Raw genomic sequence first — 24,263 nt, forward strand, 5'->3', positions numbered from 1 at the left:
TCGCGGAGGCGACGCCGGGGCCCTCGTCGAGTGGCACGGCCAGGGCCGCCGGGCCCGATCGCGTGGCGCGACCGTGCGGTCGCGGCAGCCGGGCCCCATCGCGTGGCGCGACCGGGCCCGGCGCCGGATGACGGCCATCCGCTCACCCGGGTGTCCGGTCAGGAGCGCTTCCAGAAGGGGCGCCGCGGCTGCTCCGGGGCCGATCCGCCGTGCGGAGCGCCGCCGGTGAGGGCGGTGAGCACCTCGATGGCGTGCGCGCGCAACGCCTGCGGATCCGCGCCCGGCCGCTCGGCCGCCTCCAGCTCGCGGGCCAGCGCGGAGAGCTCCGCGTGATCGCCCAGGTAGGCGGACAGGGCGGCGAGCCGGGAGCCCAGGTCGGCCAGGTAGAGCACGTCGGCCATGGGCAGTGCCCTGAGCCGGTCGAGCTCGGCCGTCAACTGCCCGCGGACGGCCTCCAGGCCCTGTGGCGCGCGGCGGGCCGGACGAGGTACGGCGGGAGGTGCGAAGACCGGGCCACGAGGCCCCACGGAGCCGCCCGCCGAGCCGCCCGCCGAGCCGCCCGCCGAGCCGCCCATCGGGCCGCCCATCGGGCCACCCGCCGGCGCGCCACGGAAGCCCTCGTCCTCCAGGGCCGCCTCGAAGCTCGCCGACCTCGGCAGGAACCCCGAAGGCGCCGCCATCACCGCGGCCTGGGCCACGAACCCGGACATCGGAGGCGGGGCCGAGGGCATCTCCCAGCCGCTCGGTGGCTCCACCGGCTGGATCACCCGGTGCTCCGGCCCGCCCTCGGCGACCTGCCGCGTGTCCACCGCCACGTAGGCGGTGAAGCGGCACAGCACGCCGTACTCGAGCGAGACCCGCACGATCTCGGACTCCAGCTCGTGCTCGCCCATGGCGTAGCGGTCCTCCAGCTCACGCAGATGGGCGCGGGCCCAGACGGCGCGCAGCGCGGGGTTGTCCACCACCGTGCCCGCGACCTGCCGCTCCCACGGCGCGCCCGCCGCCAGGCCGCGTACGGTCACCGAGTCGCCGGAACGGCGACGGCCGTACACCCGCAGCGGCACCCCCGGGAACATCGACCCCAGGTGGGTCACCGTGCCCGGCTCCACGTCGAGCCCCTTGAGCGACAGGTCCGTCACCACGGGAGCGCCGATCCGGCGGTGGATCTGCTCCATGGCCGCGTCGAGCCGGTCCTCCGACTCGACCAGCTCGCACCGGCCGGCACCCAGCCCGGCCAGCCGGCCCAGGAACCCGGCGTTCACCGCCCGGTCGATGCCGACCACGTGGACGCGCATGGCCGACAGGGCGCCGCCCGCCCGCTCCAGGATCTGGTCCTCGTTGCCCACCTGGCCGTCGGTGACCAGGACCAGCACCCGCTCCCTGCCCTCGGCGGGCTCCAGCAGCGCGACGGCCTCGCGCAGCGGCTCCAGCAGCTCGGTGCCGCCTCGGGCGTCGACGCGGGCCAGATGCTCGACGGCCCGGTAGCGGTTGCGGTCGGAGCCCGCCACCAGCCCATCGAACGCCTGCTCCACCACCGAGTCGAAGGCCAGCACCGCGAAGCGGTCCTCGGCGGCGAGGGTGTCGACGATGCGGGCGGCGGCGCGCCGAGCCGCGACCATCTTCCAGCCGCTCATGCTCCCCGACCGGTCGAGCAGCAGCACGAGGTCACGCGGTGTCCGGGTGGCCTGCACCTCCGGTGGCACCACGGTCAGCGCGAACGTCCCCTCGCCGTCGAGCTGCAACGACGTGGACGTCTCGAACGACAGGCGCAGGATGAAGTCGCGGTCAAGGCGTTCGCCGGGGCGCACTCGTACCGTGTGGCCCTCCTCCTCGACCACGTGCAGGCTGGAGGCCATCTCGCGCAGGTCCAGCCCGGCCGGGTCGACCGTCGCGGCCAGCGACAGGCGCACCGGGTCGGGGAAGCCGGGCAGCAGCACCGGGGGAGTGACGCGCGAGGCGTCGGGCACCGCGTCGGTGTCGGGCACGGTGCCGTCACCCGCCGAAGGGCCGTCGAGCGGCACGCCCGGCACGTAGCGGGGCGCGACGACCAGCGGGAAGCGGAAGGTGGCCGCGCCGTCCTCGTACGGCAGCGGCTGGCTCAGCGACAGCCGGACCGTGACGCGCTCGCCGGGCAGGATGTTGCCCACCCTGATCGTGAACACGTCCGGCCGCTCCTCCTCGGCGATCGCGGCCCTGCGGCCCTCGCGCAACGCCTGGTCGTAGTCGGCTCTGGCCTGGCCGCGCTCCTTCAGCTCGCCCTCGATGACCCGGTCGTCGGCCTCCATCCTGAACGCCGTCACCGCCGCCCTGTCCGGGAGCGGGAAGACGTACGTCGCCTCCAGCGTGACGTCGAACGGGTTGCGGAAGCCCTGCGCCACCTCGACGCCGGCGACGAGACCGGAGATGCCGGCCGTCACGTCGACGCTCTCCAGCGGCAGGTTGCCCCGTTCGGTGCGCAGCGCGCCGAACCCCGCGTCCGGCACCGGCTGGCACCGCTCCGGTGCGAGCGTGGTGATCTTCATAGCAGCTCCCTCTCGTCGAGCGCCGCCAGCAGCGGCCCGGCCGCGGTCAGCACCGCCTGGATGTCGTCTGAAGTCGGGATGCGGCCGGCGCCGTCGAGCACCAGCGTCACCCCCGTCGCGAGCCTGACCCCCCGCACCAGCCCGCCGGCCGCGAGCCGCGCGCCGTCCGGCCCGGGCGGACCGCCCGAGTCAGGTACGTCGTGCCCCGGCGGAGCGCCCGGATCGCGGGCGTCGTACGGCGGGCGGGTCCAGAACCGGGAGCGGGTGGCCGCCGAATCGGCGTCGTGTGACTCGGGCGCCTCCCGAGCGGGTGCCGGCACCGGAGCGCCGGCCGCTGAAGCGCCGGGGGCCAAGGACCCGGCCCCCGGAACGGCGGGCGCCGGGGCGGTGGGAAGCGGCAGGGCCGCCGCTTCGAGCATCGAGTCGGTCGCCCCGGCGAGAGCGGTCTGGATGTCCGCGATCGACCTCCCGGCCGCCTGGAGCCGCTTGACGGCGACCAGTTGCAACAGGTGGCGGCGGCCGTATCGGGCGACGCGGCCGCGCCGGGACAGGGGCGGGTCGACGAGGCCGATGGTCGTATACCACCTGATCAGGCGCTCGCCCGGCACGTCGCGGACCCGGCCGTTGACCGGCTGGGCGTGGCTGCGCAGCAGGTCGGCCGCGCGCTCCGCCAGCTCGCCGATGGTCCAGGTGTCGCTCATACCCTCACAATGACACTGTCACTATTACAGTGTCAACGGGATGATTAAAACGCCCGATTTGGTTCATATAGACATGAGCATGTTGTCGAACCAACGGGGAGGAAACGACATGGCTAAGATCACGGGCCCGCTTACGGGCGACGCGAAGAACATCGTCGCGGAGGCCTTGCAGGGAGCCCTGGTCGATCTCATCGACCTTTCGCTGGTCGCCAAGCAGATGCACTGGAACGTGATCGGCCCGCACTTCCGCCAGGTCCACCTTCAGCTGGACGAGGTGACCTCGCTGGCGCGGGGGCACGCCGACACCATCGCCGAGCGGGCGGCGGCGATCGGCCTGAACCCTGACGGGCGCTCCACGACCCTCGGCAAGTCCACCAAGCTGCCGCAGCCGGAGCGGGGCTGGATCGAGGACGGCAAGGTCGTGGCCAGCATGAGCGACATCCTCGACGGCATCGGCCAGCGGATGCGCGAGCGGGTGGAGGCGACCGAAGAGCCGGATCCGGTGACCCAGGACCTGTTCATCGCCGTTGCCCAGGACATCGACAAGCAGCGCTGGATGTTCCAGGCCCAGCGCTGAGCCCGCCGAAGCCCGGGAGCCCGCGTGCCCCGGGCTTTCGCGTGCCCGGACCCTGGTTCGCCGCCCTCCGGCGAGGAGCGCCGCCGGCCGCCCGGGCCGCAGGCGGGCGCTGTGCGTCCACTTCGTGATCGGATAAGGTCCCTCGTCATGGTGGAACGGGATGGATCAAGCGGCGACCCCGAGCTCGACCGGCTCATGGCCGAGTTCAAGGCCAATTCCAAGGAGCTCTCCGATGTCATGGGCCAGGTCGGCGAGGTGCGCGGGCAGGCGACCGCCGCCGACGACAAGATCAGAGTCCAGGTCTCGTCGTCAGGGGAGCTGACCTCCCTGCGCATCGACCCGAGGGCGATGAAGCTGGGCTCGGAGGAGCTGGCCGAGGCCATCCTCGACGCGGCGCGGCGTGCGACCGAGGACGCGGCGAGGCGCCTCATGGACGTGACCAGGCCCTATCTCGACGACGACCTTCCGGGTGATCAGCGGCGCCGCAGGTAGGAGGCGGAGTCCACGGGCGTGACCGGGCCGCCGTGCGGCCCCCTCCGCTCAGAACATCCTCGGGATGAGGCTGCGCGTCCCGTGGATGAGGAACTTCTGGTACATCTCCTGCTCGGTCAGCCCGTGCTCGGACCCGGGCAGCGGATTGTCGCCGTGCTGCGCGTCCAGGGTCATCGAGTACGTGGTCGACGCGGCCATCCGGGGGACGAAGTTGCCGGTGTTCAGCGTCACCCCGTTCGGCAGGGCGACGTTGGTGCCGAGCACCCGCAGGCCGGGCACCTTCGACATCAGCGCCACGCCACCGTCGATGACCCCGTTGAAGGCCATGTTCGCCACGAAGTGCTCGCGGTAGGCGGTGAGGTTGTATCCGGCCGACCTGACATCGTTGCCGGCCAGGTCCGTCTTCATCCCGCCCAGGTAGTTGAGGCCCAGCGGAAGCACCACTTCGCCCGTGGCATAGGCCACGCTGTCGGCGACCCAGTAGAAAAAGGTGGGCAGGAGTAACTGGACGAACCGGTTGGCGGAGACCTTGAGCAGGATCGCCTTTCGTTTCATGATCGCCAGAAACAGTTTCCAGGTGAGCACCTGATAGCCGATGGTGTACATCATGTCCACCGTCAAAATCCAGCAGAGCACTTTCAGTGCGTGATTGATCTGCTCGATGACATTGGCGTAGGCGCGGCACGCCATCGCCGCCTTGCGATGCTTGAGAGAGACCTGGTAGACGGCTGGACCGTATTTCGTCGTCCAGAACTCCTTGAAAGCGTCGACCTCCGTACCGGAGCTCTTCTTCCACACCTCGGCGGCGGCCGAATTGGCCTCCTGAAAGTGACTGTCGATCTTGTCGGCGATGGCGTCGAGTTTGTCGGCCGCCTCGCGGATCCGGTCCGGGTCGCCTTCCAGGTAACGGATTCCGAACAGGAACTCGGGTGCGAACGCGCCGGCGAGTCCGGCGCCGGCCATGCCGCCCAGTGCGATCTTGCTGGCCAGCCCGATGGGCATGACGGCTTCCTCCGCTCAGTCGCTCTCGGCCAGCGTCACCGGCACGGCGATGTCCTTCTTGTCCTTGGCGAATTCGAGGAGCGCCATGATGGGGCCACTGTCGATCATGCTCGCCCAGTCGGCCGTCTTGACGTTCTCGCTCATCGCCAGCAGGCCCTTACCAATGGCCGCATAGGCGGCTCCGATGTCCTGCACGGCCTTTTCCAGGGCGTCGTCCGCGGCGTCGAAACCCGGGTGACCGTCCTGGCCCTTGCGGAAGATCTGGGCGGCCTCGTCGGTCGCCGGGTTGCCGAAGTAGGGGACGAGAGAGTCGAGGTCGCTGCGAGGCTGGGCGACGGCGCTCCTGAACTGGATGTCCTCGTCACGGATAAGCCTGCCGCTGTTCTCCATGCTTTCGTGGTCGGTGTGCCCCAACTTGCCTCCTTGATCGAATGAATGATCAATTCGCAAATCGTAAGGCTAGATATCGACGCCGTACGTTTCCATGACGTTAATCTTTTCGCTGCCGGACCGGAACGCGAATGTGCGAAGACCGTCACCTTGTCCGACGGTTAAGGTTCGAGAGAAGTTCGTCCGGCCGGAGCCCCGCCATGCCCCGCACGAACCTCGCCCACGCGCTCTAGACGGCGCGGCGCAGCGTGAGGGTCCACGATTGCTCGTTGACCTCGATCCCGTTCTCCGTCCCCCGCTCCTCCGACTCCAGCTCGAACCCGGCCTCCTGGTAGAGGCGCCGGGCGCCGGCCAGGCAGTCGCGGGTCCACAGCGTGATCCGCTCGTAGCCGCGCTCGCGGGCGTGGCGCACGCACTCCTCGACGAGCGCGCGCCCGAGGCCGAGGCCCCGGGCGGACGGCTCGACCAGCAGCATCCGCAGCTGCGCGGTCGTGTCGTCCTTGTGCACGCAGAACACGCACCCCGCACGCTCGCCGCCGACCTCGGCGATCCACCCCGCGTCGCGCGCGGGGTCGTAGTCGGCCACGATCCGGGCCACGAGCCGCTCGAATTCCATGCCCCAGCCCCACTCGGCGCTGTAGAGCTCGCCGTGCCGGTTGACCACCCAGCCCAGGTCGCCCGTGCGGGGCGGCCTGATGAGGTACGGCTCGCGCTCCGCCCGCCCGCCGAGCAGCTCCCGGATCGTCGCCATGCCGGCCACCATCCGCCGCTGCCGCTCGTCGGACAGCCCGGCCAGCACCTGCTCGATCCGCTCGCTGGAGCGCGCGTCGAGCTCGCCGAAGGTGGCCACGCCCGTCTCGGTCAGGCTCACCACCTGCTTGCGCGCGTCGGTGGCCGAACGCTCCCGTGAGATCAGGCCGCCGGCCTCGAACCGGCCGAGGATCCTGCTGAGGTAGCCCGCGTCGAGGTCGAGCAGGGCGCGCAGCTCGCCGGTCTCCAGCTGGCCGGCGTGCGCGAGCTCGAACAGCACTCTCACCTCGGTCAGCGAATAGGGCGAGTCGAGCATGCCCGCCTGGAGGATGCCCATCACCTTCGTATAGAACCGGTTGAAGGCCCTGACCTCAGAAACCCTTGCTTCTGTCAACAAATTCATTGCCTCAGTCAAGCATGAGAGGAACACTTTTGTGAAGTGCCTGTACATCGGCGGTTACGGTCCCGGCATCCAGACGATCGGCGACGGGCTGACCCGCCTCGCCTCGCCGTCGTTCCTCGCCGCGCATCCCACGCTGCCGGTGCTGTACGCCGTCGGGGAGCTGGCGCAGGGCTGGATCACGGCGTTCACGACCGAAGGCGGCCTCGCACCGCTGGACGAGCGCTCCAGCGACGGCGACAGCCCCTGCCACGTCGCGGTGCACCCCTCGGGCACGTTGCTCGCCGTCGCCAACTACGGAGACGGCACCGCCGGCCTGCACCACCTCGGCCCCGACGGGGCGTTCACCGGCGAGCCGATCGTGCTGCGCCACGAGGGGGCGGGCCCGGTGCCCGACCGGCAGGAGAGCTCACACGCCCATCAGTGCGTCTTCCACGACGACGTCCTGCACGTCAGCGACCTGGGCACCGACGAGATCCGCCGCTACACGCTCGACGGCACGCCGCTGGAGTCGCTGCGGCTCGACCCCGGCACCGGCCCGCGGCACATGGTCTTCACCGGCTCGCGCCTCTACGTGGTGGGCGAGCTCGACGGCATCGTCACGCTCATCGACGGCGAGAGCAGGCAGGGCACGCCCGCGTCCAGGCGTGAGGTGGTCAACCAGCCCTCCCACCTCGCCGTGGCGAACGGCCTCGTCTACGTGGGCAACCGCGGCCCCGACACGATCTCGGTGCTGCGGGCCGACGACCTCTCGCCCGTCGCCGAGGTCCCGTCGGGCGGCGACTGGCCGCGGCACTTCGCGATCGACGGCGACCGCCTGTACGTGGCCAACCAGCGCTCCGACAGCGTCACGGTGTTCGCGCTGGAGGACGGCGTCCCCGAGCCGACCGGCCAGGCGTACGAGGTCAGGAGCCCGTCCTGCGTGCTCCCCGCCTAGCCGGGGCCCCGGGACACCGGCCCGGGCGGTGCCGACGGTGCGCCCGGCTCCCAGGCCCGCGGAGGGTGTGACGTACGCACGGCCCCGCACCGGCCCGACGGGCGCCCGCGCGTCAGGGACGGGCAGGTCTCCGGTAAGGACTTCGCCAAGGGGGAGGAGCGTCCGGGGCCCGGCCCCGACCATGGGTGCTCGTGCGCCATGTCCTCGCCGCCCTCGTCCTGCTCGCCGCCGGTTGCGGCACCGCCTCCGCGCCCACCGGCCCCGAGCCCGCCCCGGCGTCCGCGCCCGTGGCCGCCTCCGAGCGGGCCGCGCCCGCGCCGCCCGCGGGAGCGGACCGGCCGTGGCGCATCACCGAGCGCGGCGGTGAGCACGAGATCGAGGGCTACGCCGACCGGGTCAGCGTGCTGCCGGGGGAGAGGTTCCGGCTGCTCGTCTCCACGTCCGCGCCGCGCTTCACCGCGTCGGCGTTCCGGATGGGCGCCCGGCCGGTCTCCGTCTGGCGCTCCGCGCGCACCGGCGGCGTACGTCAGCCGCCCCCGAAGGTCGTCGAGGGCATGGTGACCGCCGCCCACTGGAAGCCCTCGCTCACCGTCGACACCACCGGCTGGGCCGAGGGCGCCTACCTGGTGCGGCTGGACGCCTCCACGGGCGGCCAGCGCTACGTCCCGATCACCGTGCGCTCGGCCTCGGCCGAGGGCCGGGTGGTGATCGTCAACGCGGTCACCACCTGGCAGGCGTACAACCTGTGGGGTGGCCGCAGCCTGTACACCGGGCCCGGCGGCTACGACGACCGGTCGCGCAAGGTCACCTTCGACCGCCCCTACGACGGCTCGGGCGCCCGGCTCTTCCTCGACTTCGAGCAGACCGCCATCCAGCTGGCGGAGCGGAGCGGGATGCCACTGGCCTACCTGACGAGCCTCGACCTGCGGCCCGGCGCGCTGCGCGGCGCCCGCGCCGTGGTGTCGCTGGGGCACGACGAGTACTGGTCGCCGGAGATGCGGCAGGCCGTCACCCGGGCCCGCGACCGGGGCGTGAACCTGGCCTTCCTCGGGGCCAACGCCGTCTACTGGCGGATCGGGCTGTACGGCAGGATGATCATGTGTGACAAGGAGACCCAGTGCCCGCTCTGGCGGCACTCGGAGCCGGAGAGCGGGCTGGTCGGGCAGATGTACGACTGCTTCCCGGCCGAGGCGACCTACCGGGTGAGCCGGCCGGGCCACTGGATCTTCAAGGGCACCCGGGGCCGGAGCTTCCCGGGGCTCGCGGGCGTCGAGACCGACAAGGTGTCGCCCGATTCGCCGGTCAACGTCCAGGTGCTGGCCGAGTCGCCGGTCGACTGCGGCGGCCGGGCCACGGTCAGCAACACCACCTACTACACCGCCCCCAGCGGAGCCGGGGTGTTCGCCTCCGGCACGATGCGCTGGGTGTGCGGCATGAAGGGTGAGGCGTGCGGCCACGGCGTGACGCGGGCCGCCTCCGACTTCACCCGCCGCGCGACGCTCAACCTGCTGACCAGGTTCGCCAAGGGACCCGCCGGGCCGGCCTAGGACTGCTTCCCCCTGGCCCGCGTGATGGCGTCGAGCATCCGCCCGATCTCCCGCTCGGCCGGCTCCTTGGTCACGCCGAGCCCGGCGAGGGCCGCGACCGCCGGGTCGCCCTCCAGGGTGAGGGCGGCGAGCAGCAGGTGCTCGGTGCCCACGTAGTTGTGGCCCAGCCGCAGCGCCTCGCGGACGGTCAGCTCCAGCACCTTCCTGCCCTGCGTGCTGAACGCCGGAACTCCGGACGGCGGGTCGGTGGCGGGGCCGAGCGTGGGCGTCACCGCCTCCCTGACCTCGCCGAGCGTGACGCCGAGCGCCTCGACGGTCTTGGCGGCGAGAGCCTCGGGCTCGTGCAGCAGGCCGAGGACGAGGTGGCCGACGTCGATGTGGTCGTGCCCGGCCCCGCCGGCCTCCTCCTGCGCCTGCTTCAGACCCGTCAACCGCGCGTTGACGATCAGGATCAGTCGTGCGTGGACGCCAGCCGGACGGCCGCCTGCCAGCGCCGGTAGGCGGCGTCGTCGCGCTCACCGGGCTCGAACCGGCGGTCGAGCTGCCACGTCTTGCGCAGCTCGTCGGCCGAGCCCCACACCCCCGCGCCGAGCCCCGCCAGGAAGGCGGCCCCGAGAGCGGTGGTCTCCTGGATCACCGGCCGTTCGACCACCGCGCCGAGCTGGTCGGCCTGCAGTTGCATCAGCAGGTCGTTGGCGCTGGCCCCGCCGTCGGCCTTGAGCACCGGGGCCGACCCGCCGGTCATCACCTCGACCACGTCGCGCACCTCGAACGCGATCGCCTCCAGCGTGGCCCGGACCAGGTGCGCCCTGGTCGTGCCGCGGGTGATGCCGGTGATCAGGCCGCGCGCCTCCGGGTCCCAGTGCGGCGCGCCGAGCCCGGTCAGCGCGGGGACGAACACCACGCCCCCGCTGTCGGGCACCGTGCGCGCCAGCGCCTCCGACTCGGGGGCGGTGCCGATCAGCCCCAGCCCGTCGCGCAGCCACTGCACGGCCGCTCCGGTCACGAAGATCGACCCCTCCAGCGCGTACGTCAGCTCGCCCGAGGGTTTCTGCCAGGCGACCGTGGTGAGCAGCCCGGCCGCCGAGCGGACGATCTCGCCACCCGTGTTGGTCAGGATGAACGACCCCGTGCCGTACGTGCACTTGACGTCGCCCACGGCGAAGCAGGTCTGCCCGAACAGCGCCGCCTGCTGGTCGCCCGCGACGCCCGAGATCGGCAGGTCGAGCCCGAGGAAGGCGCCGGGGGCGGTGCGGCCGAGCTCGCCGTAGTTGGGCACGATCTCCGGCAGGGCCGCCTCGGGCACCCCGAACAGCTCGCACAGCTCCGGCTCCCAGCCGCCCGAGGCCAGGCCGTACAGCAGGGTGCGGGAGGCGTTGGACGGGTCGGTAATGTGCCGCGCGCCGCCGGTGAGCCGCGCGATGAGGTAGGAGTCGACGGTGCCGATCACCACGTCGCCGTCGGTGACGCCCGCCCAGGCGCGCGGATCGTGCTCGGCCAGCCAGGTCAGCTTGGAGGCGGTGAAGTAGGGGTCGAGCCGCAGCCCGGTCAGCTCCGAGACGCGCGGCTCGTGCCCCTGCTCCCGCAACCGGGCGCAGCTGCCGGCGGTGCGGCGGTCCTGCCAGACGATCGCCCGCCGCGGCGCGGCCAGGGTGCGCCGGTCCCACAGCACCGCGGTCTCCCGCTGGTTGGTGATCCCGACACAGGCCGGTGTCGAGGTCGCCCCGCGCAGCGCGGCGGCGCAGGCGCTCAGCGCGGCCTGCCAGATCTCCTCGGGGTTGTGCTCCACCCAACCCGGCTCTGGGAAATGCTGGGCGAACTCCTGGTAGCCCCTTGACTCGATCCGGCCGTCGTCGGTCACCACCAGTGCCGTGACCCCCGTCGTGCCCGCGTCTATCGCCAACACGCTCACGAATTCTCCTCCCGGAAGACGTTTCGCTCGGTACGCTCGCATTTGGTCTAGACCAATGCCCGCACAGGCGGGCACAATGCGATGCTGGTAGTGAAGCTCATCGGGAGGAACCCGTCATGCGTATTGGAGTGCTCACCGGGGGTGGCGACTGCCCCGGTCTCAACGCGGTTATCCGGGCCGTCGTCAGAAAGGGAGTGGGCGCCTACGGCCACGAGTTCGTCGGCTTCCGTGACGGCTGGCGTGGCCCCCTCGAAGGCGAGACCATGCCCCTGGACATCCAGGCCGTCCGCGGCATCCTGCCACGAGGCGGCACGATCCTGGGCTCGTCGCGCACCAACCCCATGAAGATCGAGGGGGGCGTCGACCGGATCAAGGACAATCTGGCGGTCACCGGCGTCGACGCGTTGATCGCCATCGGCGGCGAGGACACCCTCGGGGTGGCCAAGCAGCTCTATGACCGAGGCGTCAGGGTCGTCGGCGTGCCCAAGACGATCGACAACGACCTGTCCGGCACCGACTACACCTTCGGCTTCGACACCGCCGTCAACATCGCGGTGGAGGCCATCGACCGCCTGCACACCACGGCCGAGTCCCACCACCGGGCCTTGATCTGCGAGGTGATGGGCCGTCACGCGGGCTGGATAGCGCTGCACGCCGGCATGGCGGGCGGCGCCAACGTCATCCTCATCCCGGAGAAGCCGTTCGACATCGACCGCGTCTGCGAGTACGTCGAGTCCCGCTTCCGCACCCGCTACTCGCCGATCCTCGTGGTCGCCGAAGGGGCGCACCCGATCGAGGGCCAGATGGAGCTGCAGGCCGGCGAGCTCGACGCGTTCGGCCACGTGCGGCTCGGCGGCATCGGCGAGGTGCTGGCCCGGGAGATCGAGAAGCGCACCGGCAAGGAGGCCCGCACCACCGTGCTCGGCCACATCCAGCGCGGCGGCACACCGACCGCGTTCGACCGGGTCCTGGCCACCAGGTTCGGCCTGCAGGCGATCGACGCGGCTCACGAGGGCGACTTCGGGAAGATGGTCGCGCTGCACGGCACCGACATCGTGCGCGTCGGCCTCGACGAGGCGACGGCCGAGCTCAAGACGGTGCCCGTGTCGAGGTACGCGGAGGCCGAGGTCTTCTTCGGCTGACTGTAAGCGGCTTGCAAGCGGCGGGCCGTACCTTCTGAGTCAGCGGGGTTACCCACTACAACCCCCCTCAGGGTACGGCTTGCGCCGCGGCGAGTCGGCGGCCCACTACGCGTCGCAAGCCGTACCAGGAGATAGCTCAACCGCGGGGCGTGCCGAAGAGATTGGCTGACGGCGCGCCCTCGTCGCTTTTCTCCGCCTCCGTGCGGGACAGATACTCCTCCTCGCCGCGCAGCTCGCGTTCCGACGGCGACAGCATGACGGCGAGCAGGAGACCCACGGTGATCAGGCTGATGCCGACGATCAGCGGCAGCAGGAAGTCGATCCCCTTGGACCCGGTCAGCGGGGCCGTCGTCTCGTGCACGTCGACCGCCATCGCGAACATGCCGGTGTAGTGCATGCCCGTCACCGCGATGCCCATGATCAACGCCGCGCCGATCCGCTTGACGGCGCCCGTGACGCGGATGGTGAACCAGAGCGCCACGGTCGCGGCGGCGATCGCGATGAGCACGGAGAGCGTGACGACCAGCGGGTCGTAGCTGACGTGGCCGGACATGTTCATCGCGATCATGCCCAGGTAGTGCATGCCCGCCACGCCGACGCCCGTCAGCAGGCCGCCGCCGAGCAGGTACGCGATGCGCTCGCCGTGGTAGGAGACGAGGAACAGCCCGGCGCCCACGACCACGACCGCGAGGAGCGCCGAGGCGACGGTGAGCGGCACGTCGTAGCGGATCACCGTGCCGCGCACCCCGAAGCCCATCATGGCGATGAAGTGCATCGTCCAGATGCCCGTGCCGCCGAGCGCGATCGCTGCCCCGGCCAGCCAGAATCCTCGTTCCCTGCCCTCGACGAGGCGGGCTCGCGAAGCCAGCAGCAGCCCGAGCATGGATCCCACGCTGGACATGGCGTAGGCGAGAACGGGCGTGATGATCCCGTAGGAGAAATGGTCGATCGGCGACATGAGCCCCCCTCGGCAATTAAGGGAGTATGGGCGGTGTATCGCGGAAAGCACAACTACCTGTGTCGGGATCGTGACCTAGAGGAAGATGGGACACCACGGGAGGGGGCGGGATACATGGGTGGTTCCATGCCCCACTCCTGAACGGGCACCCGTGCGGCCGGCGGGGGCGGTTGGACGGGTCCGGTGAGGTGCGCCTGCCGCTGGGTGACGAGCCTGCGCCGCTCCAGCCGGGCGTCCAGCTCGGCGTCCTCGTGCAGCTCCTTCTCCGACGGCGCCAGGATGACCATGAGCAGCATGGTCAGCGTGATGAGGGAGATCGCGGTCATCAGGGGCACGAGGAAGTCGAGCGCGTCGGCGCCCGGCACGGCCCCCGGCTCCGCGTGGGGCGTGACGGCCATCGCGTACATCCCCGTGTAGTGCATCCCGGCCACGGCCGCGCCCATGACGAGCGCCGCCCCGGTGATCCAGATCGGTTTCCTGACCCGCATGGTGAACCAGAGCGCGACGGTCGCGGCCACCACGGCGATCACCACGGAGGCGGCCACGATGCCGCGGTCGTAGGAGACGTGCGCGGACATGTTCATCGCGTACATGCCCAGGTAGTGCATGCTGGCCACGCCCAGTCCGGTGAGCACGCCGCCGCCGAGCAGGGGGAGCGGCCGGCCCCCGCCGTGCGAGACGAGGAACAGGCCGGTGCCGACGACCACGATGGCCACGATCGCGGAGGCGGCGGTCAGCGGCACGTCGTACCTGATCTGGGTGCCCTCGACCGCGAAACCCATCATGGCGACGAAGTGCATGACCCAGATGCCCGTGCCGCCGATGGAGACGGCCGCGCCGAGCAGCCAGCGCACCCGGGCGCCGCCTCGGGAGGCCTGCGCCTGGGCGGTGAGCCGCAGGCCGAGCATGCACCCCAGGCACGACATCAGGTAGGCGAGCACGGGCGTGAGCGGGCCATGGGTGAAGTGATTCACAACCGACATTCGTCAAAGCTTCCTTGCGATAGGGGTCTCCCGGATCATGCCAGCCATCCTGTCCGATTCGCATGGATATCTCGACTATCTGTCAATTTTTCTTGTCGGAAGGGTGAAAAATCCTCATCCGCGACAAAGCGAGTACGGGCGTGGCGGCGGACTAAACTCCATGGGTCGCGGCGTTGCTTCTAACGCCCGTATCCCCGTCTTCCCCGGAGGTTCAGCCATGATGACGATGTCCGCCCTGGGCGAGCCGTGCGTTCTGCTCAAGCTGGGCGAGATCGTCCTCAAAGGCAAGAACCGCGAGCTGTTCGAGCGCCGCCTGATCAGCAACATCCGCGAAGCGCTCCAGGAGCTCGGCCTCAAGCTCGACGTCCGCCGCCGCCACGGAGTCGTCGCGATCTTCCTGCCCCCGGGCGCCACCGTCGAGGAGTCCGAGGCCGTGGCCCGCCGGGTCGCCGACGTGCCCGGGCTGGTCTGGATCCACCCCGCCTGGCGGGTCGCCAAGGACCCCGACTCGGTGCTCAAGGCCGGGATCGAGCTCTTCCGCGACCGCGAGGAGGTCAAGCGCGGCGCGGCGTTCGCGGTCCGCTCACGCCGCCGCGACAAGCGCTTCCCGATGCGCTCCAACGAGCTCGACCGGTTCGTCGGCGGGGCCATCAACGACGAGTACGGCCTGCCGGTCGACCTGCGCAACCCCGAGCTGACTCTCTCTATCGAGGTCGACCGCGACGAGGTGTTCGTCTTCACCGGGGGCATCCCCGGCCAGGGCGGGCTCCCGGTCGGCAGCAGCGGCCGGGCCCTGGTGCTCATGTCGGGCGGCATCGACTCGCCGGTGGCCGCCTACCGCATGATGCGGCGCGGCCTGCACGTCGACTTCCTGCACTTCTCGGGCATCCCCTTCACCACGTCCGAGTCGATCTACAAGGCCTACGCGCTGGTCAGGAAGCTCGACCGGTTCCAGGGCAGGTCGCGGCTCTGGGTGGTGCCGTTCGGCAAGGCCCAGCAGTCGATCCGCTCCTCGGGCCAGGACCGGCTCGCGGTGATCGCGCAGCGGCGGCTCATGCTCAAGACGGCCGAGGAGGTCGCCCACCGCATCCGCGCCTCGGCGCTGGTCACCGGCGACGCGCTCGGCCAGGTCTCCTCGCAGACCCTGACCAACATCACCGCCCAGGACCACGCGGTCGAGCTGCCGATCCTGCGGCCGCTGATCGGCTGGGACAAGACCGAGATCATGGCCGAGGCGCGGCGCCTCGGCACGCTGGAGATCTCCGAGCTGCCCGACGAGGACTGCTGCAGCCTCCTGGCGCCCAAGCGGGCCGAGACTCGCGCCAAGATCGAGGACCTGAAGCAGATCGAGAAGCGGCTCGACGCAGAGGAACTGGCCGTGCAGCTGGCCGACTCGATCCAGGAGTACACACTCTGACACCCGGCCTCCTCCACCCGGCGCGTGGGTGGAGGAGGCGGACGGTCCGCCGGTCAGGCGGGCTGTGCCACCGCGGCCGACTTGCCGAGGAGCGCCGGGAGGTCGCGCATGACCCCCGCCAGCTCCTCCAGGTCGCCGTCGATCAGCGCCTGCGGGCCGTCGCACAGCGCCAGCTCGGGCTGCGGGTGCACGTCGATGATCACGCCGTCGGCGCCGACCGCGATGGCCGCCCGGGTCAGCGGCAGCACCAGGTCGCGCCGGCCCCCCGAGTGCGACGGGTCGACGATCACCGGCAGGTGCGACAGGCGCTGGGCGACCGGCACCGCCGAGACGTCGAGGGTGTTGCGGGTGGCGGTCTCGAACGTGCGGATGCCCCGCTCGCAGAGCACGATGTCGAGGTTTCCGCGCTGCGCGATGTACTCGGCCGCCATCAGCCACTCCTCGATGGTGGCGTTCATGCCGCGCTTGAGCATGACCGGCCGGCCCGCCGCGCCGACCGCCTGCAGCAGCGCGAAGTTCTGCGCGTTGCGGGTGCCGACCTGGAGCATGTCGGCGTAGGACGCGACCAGCTCCACGTCCTGCGCGTCGACGACCTCGGTGACGATCGGCATCCCGGTCTCCTCGCGTACGTCGGCCAGGATGCGCAGCCCCTGCTCACCCAGCCCCTGGAAGGCGTACGGCGACGTGCGCGGCTTGAACGCCCCGCCGCGCAGCAGCGTCGCCCCCGCCGCCTTGGCCATCAGGGCCGCGCCGAGCGTCTGCCCCGGCGTCTCCACCGCGCACGGCCCCGCGATCAGGGTCACGGTGCCGGGACCGATCGGCACCCCGCCCACGTGCACGGTCGAGCGCTCCGGGTGGTTCTCGCGGCTCACCAGCTTGTACGGCGTCGACACGCGCATCACGTCGCGTACTCCGCGCATGCCCCGCAGGCCGGCCGCGTCCAGCTGGGTCACGTCGCCCACCAGACCTACGATCGTGCGCCGCACGCCCCTGCTCACGAACGCCTCCACGCCGGCCGCCTGGACGACCCCGACGATCGACTCGATGTCGTCCTGGGTGGCCTCCGGGCCCATAACGATGACCATCTGCTCTTTCTCCTCCGGAAACACGAGAAGGCCCCGGGTCCTTTCGGACCCGGGGCCTTCTGTTCGCCTGTCTGCTGGTTAGCGCAGCGTCAGATGGCGAACGGACTCGGGTCCGTCGCCATACCAAAACAGGAACGCCTGGCGCATAGGGCCCAACAATAGCGCACCCAACCCGGGCGCGAACCGGGGGCGGTCCGGTGGCAGGATGGCTCAAGACCACGAGAGCGTGCGATTGGAGTGATCGTGCAGGAGCCGCGCCTGCCCCCAGGCCAGTACGTCCCGCGCGGCCGTCCCGTGATTCACTACGGCAGGGTCCCCAAGTTCAGGCCCGACAGCTGGGATTTCCGCGTCTTCGGCGCCACCGCCTCCGGCGAGGAGCACCGGTTCGCCTGGGACGAGTTCGAACGGCTGCCCCGCACCGAGGTGGTGGCCGACTTCCACTGCGTCACCAAGTTCTCGCTCATGGGCATCGAGTGGCGCGGGGTGAGCCCGGCCACCATCATCGACATCGCGCCACCCGATCCAGGTGTCCGTTATGTGATGATCTGGGCAGAGTACGGCTACAGCGCCAACCTCAGGATGTCCGACTTCACCGCACCTGGCACCCTGTTCGCCATGGAGGTCGACGACAAGCCGATCGGCCTCGACCGCGGCTTTCCGGTGCGGATCGTGGTGCCTCACCTCTACGCGTGGAAGAGCGTCAAATGGGTGCGCGGCATCGAATATCTGCTGGAGGATCGGCGGGGGTTCTGGGAGGAGCGCGGCTACCACAACGTGGCCGACCCGTGGGGCGAGCAGCGTTACTCCTACCAGGAAGAACCTGGCGACGGCCCTCCGTAGGGTTTCCGCCCGCACACGGTCCGTGGCCCGCTACGGTTGCCCGCATGCTGACCACCGCATGTGTGGGGCTCTCCTCCTTGACCTTCGTCCTCGGCTACGGCCTTGCCCGGATCTCGCGGCGCGGCCCACGGACGCCCGAACGCCGGTACAAGGACGAGGCGATCTTCACCACGCTGCACCTCGCCGCGATGGCCGCCCCGGCGCTGCGCACGGGGCTGCACCGCGACTCGGCCCGTAAGGCCGTCCGTCACCTGCACGCCCTGCTCGGCACCTACGCCGTCGCGATCACCTCCACCGACGCGGCGCTGGCCTGGGACGGGCCGTGCACCGACGAGGTGCTCACCTACGCCCGCACGGCGCTGGCGGCCGGCCGGGCGCAGGTGTTCGAGGGGGAGCCGTACGGAGCGGTGGTGGTGCCGCTGACCGTGGACGGAAAGATCGTCGGGGCGCTGGCCGCGTTCGACGACGAGCTGAGCGCGGGGCTGGTCCGCACCGTCACCGAGGTGGCCGGCTGGGTGTCGGGTCAGCTGGAGCTGGCCGAGCTCGACTCGTCGCGCCGACGGGCGATGGAGGCGGAGATGCGGGCGCTGCGGGCCCAGATCTCGCCGCACTTCGTCTACAACGCGCTGACCACGATCGCGTCGTTCGTCCGCACCGACCCCGTGCGCGCCCGCGGGCTGCTGCTCGACTTCGCCGACTTCGCCCGCTACGCGCTGCGCCGGGCCCACGACTTCACCACCTTGGCCGACGAGCTCACCTGCGTCGACCGCTACCTGCTGCTGGAACGTGCCAGGTTCGGTGACCGGCTGCGCTTCAGCCTGCAGGTGGCGCCGGAGGTGCTGCCGGTGCCGGTGCCGTACCTGTGCCTGCAGCCGCTGGTGGAGAACGCCATCAAGCACGGCATGGGCAGCCGGGGCGGCAGCGGCGAGGTGCGCGTCGTGGCGCGTGACGCGGGCCCGGAGGCGCACATCTCGGTCGAGGACGACGGCGCCGGCATGGACCCTGAGCACGCCCGCCGGGTGCTCGACGACGATCCCCGGCGGGAGGGCAACGGCATCGGGCTGGCCAACGTGGACGTGCGAATGCGGCAGATCTACGGCGAGGGCTACGGCCTCGTCGTGGAGACGTCCCTGGGCGCGGGCACGAAGGTGCGGCTGCGCGTTCCCAAGGCTCAATTTAGCTCTTTGTAGCCAAATCTTTACGCGACGTTGGCATGTCCCTTGTGACCTTGGTGTTCATGCGGCAGCGTAGGACACATGCTGCGTCTGCTGGCCGTTGACGATGAAGTGCCCGCGCTGGAGGAGTTGGCATATCTCCTGCGCCAGGACGGCCGGGTCGAGCACGTCGCGACCGCGTGCGACGGGGTCAAGGCGCTGCAGGAGATGGTCCAGATGATCGGCACCGGCGAGCGGCTCGACGGGGTGTTCCTCGACATCCGGATGCCCGGGCTCGACGGGCTCGACCTGGCCAGGCTGGTGGGCGGCTTTCCCAGCCCGCCGCGGCTGGTGTTCGTGACCGCGCACGAGGAGTGCGCGGTGCAGGCGTTCGAGCTGGAGGCGGTCGACTACCTCCTCAAACCGGTCCGGGCCGAACGCCTGGCCGAGGCCGTGCGCAGGCTGGAGGCCGCCACCGCCCCGTCGGCCGAGCCGGGCCAGGACGACGTCATCCCGGTCGAGCTGGGCGGCCGCACGAGGTTCGTGCCGCAGCAGTCCGTCCTGTTCGTCGAGGCCCAGGGCGACTACGTGCGGCTGCACACGGTCGACGGCAGCTACCTCCTGCGCATGTCGCTGGCGGCCCTGGAGCGCCGCTGGGCCGAGGCGGGCTTCATCAGGGTCCACCGGAGCACCCTGGTCGCCGTGCGGCACGTCAACGAGCTCAGGTTCGAAGGCGGGAAGGTGACGCTGACCGTGGGCACCGAGACGCTCCAGGTCAGCCGGAGGCACAGCCGCGAGGTGCGCGAGCTCCTGGTCCGCCAGCACCGCAGCGTCATCGCCTAGAGAGCCGATCCGGCGCCGCCGCGGGCGGGTGTGAAGTGGGTGGCGGCGTGTCCGCGCCGCCGAGCCCATGGCCTTTGCCGTGATGGTTGCGATTTCCCTGGTCACGCCGGGGCGGCCCCGCATGTGCTGAATCGGGTACCCCTGCGACTCCCGTGCGCGAGGCGTTCACGAGCCCCATAGTCGACCGTTCGTCGAATCGGAAGGACCGCTCATCGCGCACGCACTCTCCGTATGACGATGACTACAGACCGTTCGACGAGCTGTGACCCAACGGGGTTTCGCCTTCAAGATCGCGACCGTAGTGTTTCGGCATCGGAAGCCACCCGGGGCATCGGGGGACAGGGCCGAGAGGCCCGCGTGATGCTCCGGTTCCAGGTGACCAGCTGGTCACCACGGTTGTCGGGCCCTTGACCGGGGGGTAGGGCCCGCCTGCCGGATACGTGAAGGGGCGCCCGCAGCGGCCGCGGAGACTCGGCGGCGATCCGGCCTTCCGGGGCGGTCGGATCGCCGGCGCGGGCGCCCCAACACGACGGCGAAACAGCCCAGCGGGTGGTGGATCACCCCGACACGGCGGTCGAACAGCTCAGCAGGTGGCGGGTCAGCCGTCGCGCAGCGACTTGAGCAGCTCGATGTCGGCGCGGTGCTTGTCGGCCTTGCCCGGCGTCTCGATGCAGATCGGCACCCCTGCCACCGCCGGGTGGCGCATCAGGGCGGCGAACGGCGCGCTGCCGATGTGGCCGGCGCCGATGTTCTCGTGGCGGTCCTTCTTGGACCCGCACACGTCCTTGGAGTCGTTGGCGTGGATCAGCTTCAGCCGGCCCGGGGCGATCCGGTGCAGGAGGTCGAAGGTCTCGTCCACGCCGCCCTCGGCCGCCAGGTCGTGGCCCGCAGCGAAGGCGTGGCAGGTGTCGAGGCAGACGCCCGCGCGCGGGTGCCAGTCGAGCGCCGCGAGGTAGGGCTCGAGGTCCTGGATCGTGGCGCAGAGCATCGCGCCCTGCCCCGCCATCGGCTCCAGCAGCAGGTCGGGCCCACCTTCGGGGATCTCGTCGAGCAGCGGCAGCAGGTGCTCGCGCACCTGGCGCATCGCGTCGTCACGTGACCCGGTGACCGCCGAGCCGGTGTGCACCACCACCCCCTTGGCCCCCGTCTCGACGCCGCGGCGCAGCGTGTGGCGGACCAGCGCGATGGAGCCGGCCAGGGTCGCGGGGGTCGGCGAGCCGAAGTTGGCCAGGTAGGGGACGTGGATGAAGGCGTCGACGCCCGACTCGGCCAGCTTGGCGTCCTCGTCGGGCCGGCCGGGAGTGAGGGCCCACGCGCGCGGGTTGGTGACGAACACCTGGATCATCTCGGCGCCGATCTCGGCCATGTACTTCAGGCCGCCCGTCGCGAGGCCGCCGGTGACGAGGACGTGCCCGCCGATGAGAGAACGTGGGGTCATGATGCGTGACAGTCTAGGCCGCTCACGCTGGCGTCCGGGCAGGTGGGGAGCCCTGCCCGGGGCGGCGCTTGGAGCATGACACGAAAAGTCCTGGCCAACCGGTTGCGCAGTTCAGAGTTCTTACGGATGGACCGGGCACGACGGGCATGTGTGTACTTCTGGCATGCCCAACACGCTCACCGGCCTGGCCGCCTTCAACGCCCGTGAACCGGCCGAGGCCGAGCGGGAGCTGCTGACCTGCTGCGCCTCCCGCGCCTTCGCCCGGACGGTCGCGGCCGGCCGGCCCTACCGCGACCCGGCCGGGCTGGCCGACGCCGCGGACGCGGCCGTACATGACCTGACCTGGCCCGACGTGCTGGAGGCGCTCGGCGCGCACCCGCGCATCGGCGAGCGCGCGGCCGGCGCGGACCGGGAGTCGGCCTGGTCACGGCAGGAGCAGGCAGGCGTGCGGGACGACCTGCGGGAGGCGCTCGCCGAGGGCAACCGCGCCTACGAGGACCGTTTCGGCCACGTCTACCTGATCTGCGCCACCGGCCTGTCCGGCGACCGGATGCTGGCCAGGCTGCGCGAGCGGCTGGAGCACGACGACCAGACCGAACGCCGCACGGTCCGCGACGAGCTCGCCACAATCACCCGGCTGCGGCTGGTCAAGCTCCTCGGGGAGGCGCCGTGAGCTTCTCGACGCACGTGCTGGACGCCGTCACCGGCCGCCCCGCCACCGGCGTCAGCGTGCGGCTGGAGCACGACGGGCGGGTCGTGGCCGAGGGCCGCACCGACGACGACGGCCGCCTCAAGGGCTGGCAGCCGGGGGCCGGAGTCCACCGGGTCGTCTTCGACACCGGGGCCTACCTCGCCGACACCTTCTACCCCGAGGTGGTCATCACCTTCGCCGTGACCGACCCGGACCAGCACTATCACGTGCCGCTGCTGCTCAGCCCGTACGCCTACTCCACCTACCGAGGGAGCTAGATGCCGATCATCCTGGGCCCGAACCGCTACGGCAAGGCGGAGACCAGGCTCGTCCGCGTCGTCAGGGACGGAACGGTGCACCACCTCAAGGACATCAACGTCAGCTCCTCGCTCTCCGGCGACATGGAGGCCGTCCACCTGACCGGCGACAACAGCGCCGTGCTGCCGACCGACACGCAGAAGAACACCGCGTTCGCCTTCGCCGGGAAACACGGCGTCGACCAGATCGAGGACTTCGCGCGGCTGCTGGCCCGGCACTTCGTGGACACGCGGCCGCCGATCCGGCACGCCCGGGTGGAGATCGAGGAGTACACCTGGGGCCGGATCCCCGTCTCGGGGCACTCGTTCGTGCGCGACGGCGGCGAGGTGCGCACCTGCGTGGTCCACCACGACGCCGACGGCAGCACCACCGTGGTGTCCGGGCTCAAGGACCTCGTGCTGCTCAACACGACCGGATCGGAGTTCCACGGCTTCGCGGTCGACGAGTACACCACGCTCCAGCCGGCCACCGATCGGGTCCTGGCCACCGCCGTGACCGCCCGGTGGCGCCACGCGAGCGCCCCGGACTCCTTCGGCGAGTCCTACGCCGAGGTGCGGCGGTGCCTGCTGGAGGCGTTCGCCGGAACGCACAGCCTGTCGCTCCAGCAGACGCTGTACGCCATGGGCAAGCGGGTACTGGACACCTGTGACGGGATCTGCGAGGTCCGGCTGGCGATGCCGAACAAGCACCACTTCGCGGTGGACCTGTCGCCGTTCGGGCTGGACAACGCGGGCGAGGTGTTCCACGCGGCCGACCGTCCGTATGGCCTGATCGAGGGCGGCGTGCTGCGCGAGGACGCCCCCGACGCCGGATTCGCCTGGGAGTAGCGATGGACTTCTTGCGCCCCACGACGTGGGAGGAGGCGCTGGCCGCCAAGGCGGACCAGCCCGAGGCGGTGCCCATCCAGGGCGGCACCGACGTGATGGTCGAGATCAACTTCGACGTGCGCCGGCCCGTGGCGCTGCTGGACCTGGGCAACGTGGCCGAGCTGCGGACCTGGAACCTGGCCGGCGGCGTCTGCCGGGTGGGCGCCGCGGTGCCGTACACCAGGATCATCGACGAGCTGGGCGAGGCGCTGCCGGGGCTGGCGCAGGCGTCGCGGACGGTGGGCTCGCCGCAGATCCGCAACCGCGGCTCGGTCGGTGGCAACCTGGGCGCGGCCTCGCCGGCGGGGGACAGCCACCCGCCGCTGCTCGCCGCGGGCGCCGTGGTCGAGGCCGAGTCGCGCGACGGCGGTGTGCGGATGATTCCGGCCGACGAGTTCTATCTGGGCGTCAAGCGGTCGGCGCTGCGGCCCGACGAGCTGATCCGGGCCTTCCACCTCAGGCCCGCCACCGGTCCGCAGTACTTCTCCAAGGTCGGCACCCGCAACGCCATGGTCATCGCGGTGTGCTCGTTCGCCGTCGCGCTGCACCCTGAAGAGCGGCGGGTCGGCACCGGCCTCGGTTCGGCCGCGCCCACGCCGCGCAGAGCGGTGGAGGCCGAGGAGTTCCTGAGCCGGGAGCTCGACTGGGACTCCCGGCTCGACCCCGCGCTGCTCGGCCGGTTCGGCGAGCTGTGCGCGGCGGCCGCCTCGCCGATCGACGACGTGCGCGGCACCGCCGCCTACCGCAGGCACGCCATCGCCGTGCTCGCCCGCCGCACGCTCACCTGGGCGTGGAACGACCACCGAGGAAGGAGGGCCGCCTGATGCGCGTCACGTTCACCGTCAACGGCCGCGAGCAGGTCGCCGACGACGTGTGGGAGGGCGAGAGCCTGCTGTACGTGCTTCGCGAGCGGCTCGGGCTGCCCGGCTCGAAGAACGCCTGCGAGCAGGGCGAGTGCGGATCGTGCACGGTCTACCTGGACGGCACGCCGGTCTGCGCCTGCCTGGTCGCCGCCGGGCAGGCCGAGGGCCGCCGGGTGCGCACCGTCGAGGGGCTCGCCGAGGGCGACCGGCTCGACCCGGTGCAGGAGGCGTTCGCGGAGTGCGGGGCCGTGCAGTGCGGCTTCTGCACCCCCGGCCTCATCGTGCAGGCGCACGACCTCATCGCACGGGTCGGGCAGCCCTCCGACGCCGACATCCGCGAGGCACTGGCGGGCAACCTGTGCCGCTGCACGGGCTACGAGAAGATCCTCGACGCGGTACGGCTGGCGGCGGCGCGGAAGGCGGCGGCCAGGTGAC

25 protein-coding genes are annotated in these 24,263 nt (G+C 71.3%); 14 read left to right on the top strand and 11 right to left on the bottom strand.

Annotation, left to right across the window (positions count from 1 at the left end; all coding sequences use genetic code 11):
• Nucleotides 1-158: 158 nt before the first annotated feature.
• Both AB0I38_RS14685 and AB0I38_RS14690 read right to left on the bottom strand, forming a co-directional pair.
• On the bottom strand, nt 159-2,522 hold the full coding sequence (locus tag AB0I38_RS14685) for a VIT domain-containing protein (RefSeq protein WP_358466999.1): 2,364 nt from the start codon (nt 2,520-2,522) through the stop codon (nt 159-161).
• On the bottom strand, nt 2,519-3,223 hold the full coding sequence (locus AB0I38_RS14690; RefSeq protein ID WP_358467001.1) for a helix-turn-helix domain-containing protein: 705 nt from the start codon (nt 3,221-3,223) through the stop codon (nt 2,519-2,521). The genes AB0I38_RS14685 and AB0I38_RS14690 overlap by 4 nt, the downstream gene beginning before the upstream one ends.
• Before the next feature lie 109 nt (nt 3,224-3,332).
• Here AB0I38_RS14690 and AB0I38_RS14695 point away from each other — a divergent pair, with 109 nt between their 5' ends.
• Complete coding sequence (locus AB0I38_RS14695) at nt 3,333-3,800, top strand: Dps family protein (RefSeq protein ID WP_358467003.1); 468 nt, start codon at nt 3,333-3,335, stop codon at nt 3,798-3,800.
• Between the two features lie 147 nt (nt 3,801-3,947).
• Nucleotides 3,948-4,292 carry a YbaB/EbfC family nucleoid-associated protein gene (locus AB0I38_RS14700; RefSeq protein ID WP_358467005.1) on the top strand — a complete coding sequence of 115 codons (345 nt, stop codon included), beginning with the start codon at nt 3,948-3,950 and terminating at the stop codon, nt 4,290-4,292.
• A gap of 48 nt (nt 4,293-4,340) precedes the next feature.
• On the opposite strand, the gene AB0I38_RS14705 is transcribed toward AB0I38_RS14700, so the two are convergent.
• From AB0I38_RS14705 to AB0I38_RS14715, 3 genes are all read right to left on the bottom strand, one after another.
• Nucleotides 4,341-5,294, bottom strand: coding sequence for a hypothetical protein (locus AB0I38_RS14705; protein ID WP_358467007.1), 954 nt, complete (start codon nt 5,292-5,294; stop codon nt 4,341-4,343).
• A 15-nt stretch (nt 5,295-5,309) separates the two neighbouring features.
• A complete protein-coding gene (locus tag AB0I38_RS14710) occupies nt 5,310-5,708 on the bottom strand; it encodes a hypothetical protein (protein ID WP_358467009.1) in 399 nt (132 codons plus the stop codon).
• Between the two features lie 205 nt (nt 5,709-5,913).
• Entirely contained in the window at nt 5,914-6,771 is an 858-nt protein-coding gene (locus tag AB0I38_RS14715) for a bifunctional helix-turn-helix transcriptional regulator/GNAT family N-acetyltransferase (protein WP_358467124.1), read from the bottom strand.
• A 97-nt stretch (nt 6,772-6,868) separates the two neighbouring features.
• Between AB0I38_RS14715 and AB0I38_RS14720 the strand changes: the two genes are divergently transcribed.
• Nucleotides 6,869-7,771 (top strand): lactonase family protein, encoded by a 903-nt coding sequence (locus AB0I38_RS14720; RefSeq protein WP_358467011.1) that lies wholly within the window; start codon nt 6,869-6,871, stop codon nt 7,769-7,771.
• Between the two features lie 191 nt (nt 7,772-7,962).
• Nucleotides 7,963-9,318: a N,N-dimethylformamidase beta subunit family domain-containing protein gene (locus tag AB0I38_RS14725; protein ID WP_358467013.1), complete on the top strand. Its 1,356-nt coding sequence runs from the start codon at nt 7,963-7,965 to the stop codon at nt 9,316-9,318.
• Here AB0I38_RS14725 and AB0I38_RS14730 read toward each other — a convergent pair.
• Both AB0I38_RS14730 and glpK read right to left on the bottom strand, forming a co-directional pair.
• Nucleotides 9,315-9,749, bottom strand: a complete 435-nt coding sequence (locus AB0I38_RS14730; protein ID WP_358467015.1) for a Clp protease N-terminal domain-containing protein — start codon at nt 9,747-9,749, stop codon at nt 9,315-9,317. The genes AB0I38_RS14725 and AB0I38_RS14730 overlap by 4 nt on opposite strands.
• 20 nt (nt 9,750-9,769) lie before the next feature.
• Complete coding sequence (glpK, locus tag AB0I38_RS14735) at nt 9,770-11,230, bottom strand: glycerol kinase GlpK (RefSeq protein ID WP_358467017.1); 1,461 nt, start codon at nt 11,228-11,230, stop codon at nt 9,770-9,772.
• Nucleotides 11,231-11,346: 116 nt separating this feature from the next.
• On the opposite strand from glpK, the gene AB0I38_RS14740 reads away from it, so the two are divergent.
• Entirely contained in the window at nt 11,347-12,372 is a 1,026-nt protein-coding gene (locus tag AB0I38_RS14740; RefSeq protein ID WP_358467019.1) for a 6-phosphofructokinase, read from the top strand.
• 136 nt (nt 12,373-12,508) lie between these two features.
• Here the strand turns inward: AB0I38_RS14740 and AB0I38_RS14745 are convergent, their stop codons facing one another.
• Both AB0I38_RS14745 and AB0I38_RS14750 read right to left on the bottom strand, forming a co-directional pair.
• On the bottom strand, nt 12,509-13,330 hold the full coding sequence (locus tag AB0I38_RS14745) for an MHYT domain-containing protein (RefSeq protein WP_358467021.1): 822 nt from the start codon (nt 13,328-13,330) through the stop codon (nt 12,509-12,511).
• Nucleotides 13,331-13,383: 53 nt separating this feature from the next.
• Nucleotides 13,384-14,313, bottom strand: a complete 930-nt coding sequence (locus AB0I38_RS14750; RefSeq protein ID WP_358467023.1) for an MHYT domain-containing protein — start codon at nt 14,311-14,313, stop codon at nt 13,384-13,386.
• A 220-nt stretch (nt 14,314-14,533) separates the two neighbouring features.
• On the opposite strand from AB0I38_RS14750, the gene thiI reads away from it, so the two are divergent.
• A complete protein-coding gene (gene thiI, locus AB0I38_RS14755) occupies nt 14,534-15,730 on the top strand; it encodes a tRNA uracil 4-sulfurtransferase ThiI (protein WP_358467126.1) in 1,197 nt (398 codons plus the stop codon).
• A 53-nt stretch (nt 15,731-15,783) separates the two neighbouring features.
• On the opposite strand, the gene aroF is transcribed toward thiI, so the two are convergent.
• Entirely contained in the window at nt 15,784-16,815 is a 1,032-nt protein-coding gene (aroF, locus tag AB0I38_RS14760) for a 3-deoxy-7-phosphoheptulonate synthase (protein WP_358467025.1), read from the bottom strand.
• A gap of 243 nt (nt 16,816-17,058) precedes the next feature.
• Here aroF and AB0I38_RS14765 point away from each other — a divergent pair, with 243 nt between their 5' ends.
• The 3 genes from AB0I38_RS14765 (at nt 17,059) to AB0I38_RS14775 (ending at nt 19,652) form a co-directional block, all read left to right on the top strand.
• On the top strand, nt 17,059-17,655 hold the full coding sequence (locus tag AB0I38_RS14765; RefSeq protein ID WP_358467027.1) for a molybdopterin-dependent oxidoreductase: 597 nt from the start codon (nt 17,059-17,061) through the stop codon (nt 17,653-17,655).
• Nucleotides 17,656-17,699: 44 nt separating this feature from the next.
• Complete coding sequence (locus AB0I38_RS14770; protein ID WP_358467029.1) at nt 17,700-18,845, top strand: sensor histidine kinase; 1,146 nt, start codon at nt 17,700-17,702, stop codon at nt 18,843-18,845.
• A 66-nt stretch (nt 18,846-18,911) separates the two neighbouring features.
• Nucleotides 18,912-19,652: a LytR/AlgR family response regulator transcription factor gene (locus AB0I38_RS14775; protein ID WP_358467031.1), complete on the top strand. Its 741-nt coding sequence runs from the start codon at nt 18,912-18,914 to the stop codon at nt 19,650-19,652.
• A 598-nt stretch (nt 19,653-20,250) separates the two neighbouring features.
• On the opposite strand, the gene AB0I38_RS14780 is transcribed toward AB0I38_RS14775, so the two are convergent.
• On the bottom strand, nt 20,251-21,090 hold the full coding sequence (locus AB0I38_RS14780; protein WP_358467033.1) for a deoxyribonuclease IV: 840 nt from the start codon (nt 21,088-21,090) through the stop codon (nt 20,251-20,253).
• A 163-nt stretch (nt 21,091-21,253) separates the two neighbouring features.
• Here AB0I38_RS14780 and uraD point away from each other — a divergent pair, with 163 nt between their 5' ends.
• Genes uraD through AB0I38_RS14805 form a run of 5 tightly spaced genes read left to right on the top strand, consistent with a single transcriptional unit; the run spans nt 21,254 to nt 24,262 of the window.
• A complete protein-coding gene (uraD, locus tag AB0I38_RS14785; protein WP_358467035.1) occupies nt 21,254-21,763 on the top strand; it encodes a 2-oxo-4-hydroxy-4-carboxy-5-ureidoimidazoline decarboxylase in 510 nt (169 codons plus the stop codon).
• On the top strand, nt 21,760-22,059 hold the full coding sequence (gene uraH / locus AB0I38_RS14790; protein WP_358467037.1) for a hydroxyisourate hydrolase: 300 nt from the start codon (nt 21,760-21,762) through the stop codon (nt 22,057-22,059). The genes uraD and uraH overlap by 4 nt, the downstream gene beginning before the upstream one ends.
• Entirely contained in the window at nt 22,060-22,926 is an 867-nt protein-coding gene (pucL, locus tag AB0I38_RS14795) for a factor-independent urate hydroxylase (RefSeq protein WP_358467039.1), read from the top strand. It abuts the gene before it with no gap.
• A gap of 2 nt (nt 22,927-22,928) precedes the next feature.
• Nucleotides 22,929-23,789 (top strand): FAD binding domain-containing protein, encoded by an 861-nt coding sequence (locus AB0I38_RS14800; protein WP_358467041.1) that lies wholly within the window; start codon nt 22,929-22,931, stop codon nt 23,787-23,789.
• On the top strand, nt 23,789-24,262 hold the full coding sequence (locus tag AB0I38_RS14805) for a (2Fe-2S)-binding protein (RefSeq protein ID WP_358467043.1): 474 nt from the start codon (nt 23,789-23,791) through the stop codon (nt 24,260-24,262). Before AB0I38_RS14800 ends, AB0I38_RS14805 begins: the two co-directional genes overlap by 1 nt.
• Nucleotide 24,263 lies beyond the last annotated feature (1 nt).

This window comes from Nonomuraea cavernae, assembly GCF_040655715.1.
In the GTDB taxonomy this organism is placed as follows: Bacteria; Actinomycetota; Actinomycetes; order Streptosporangiales; family Streptosporangiaceae; genus Nonomuraea; species Nonomuraea cavernae_A.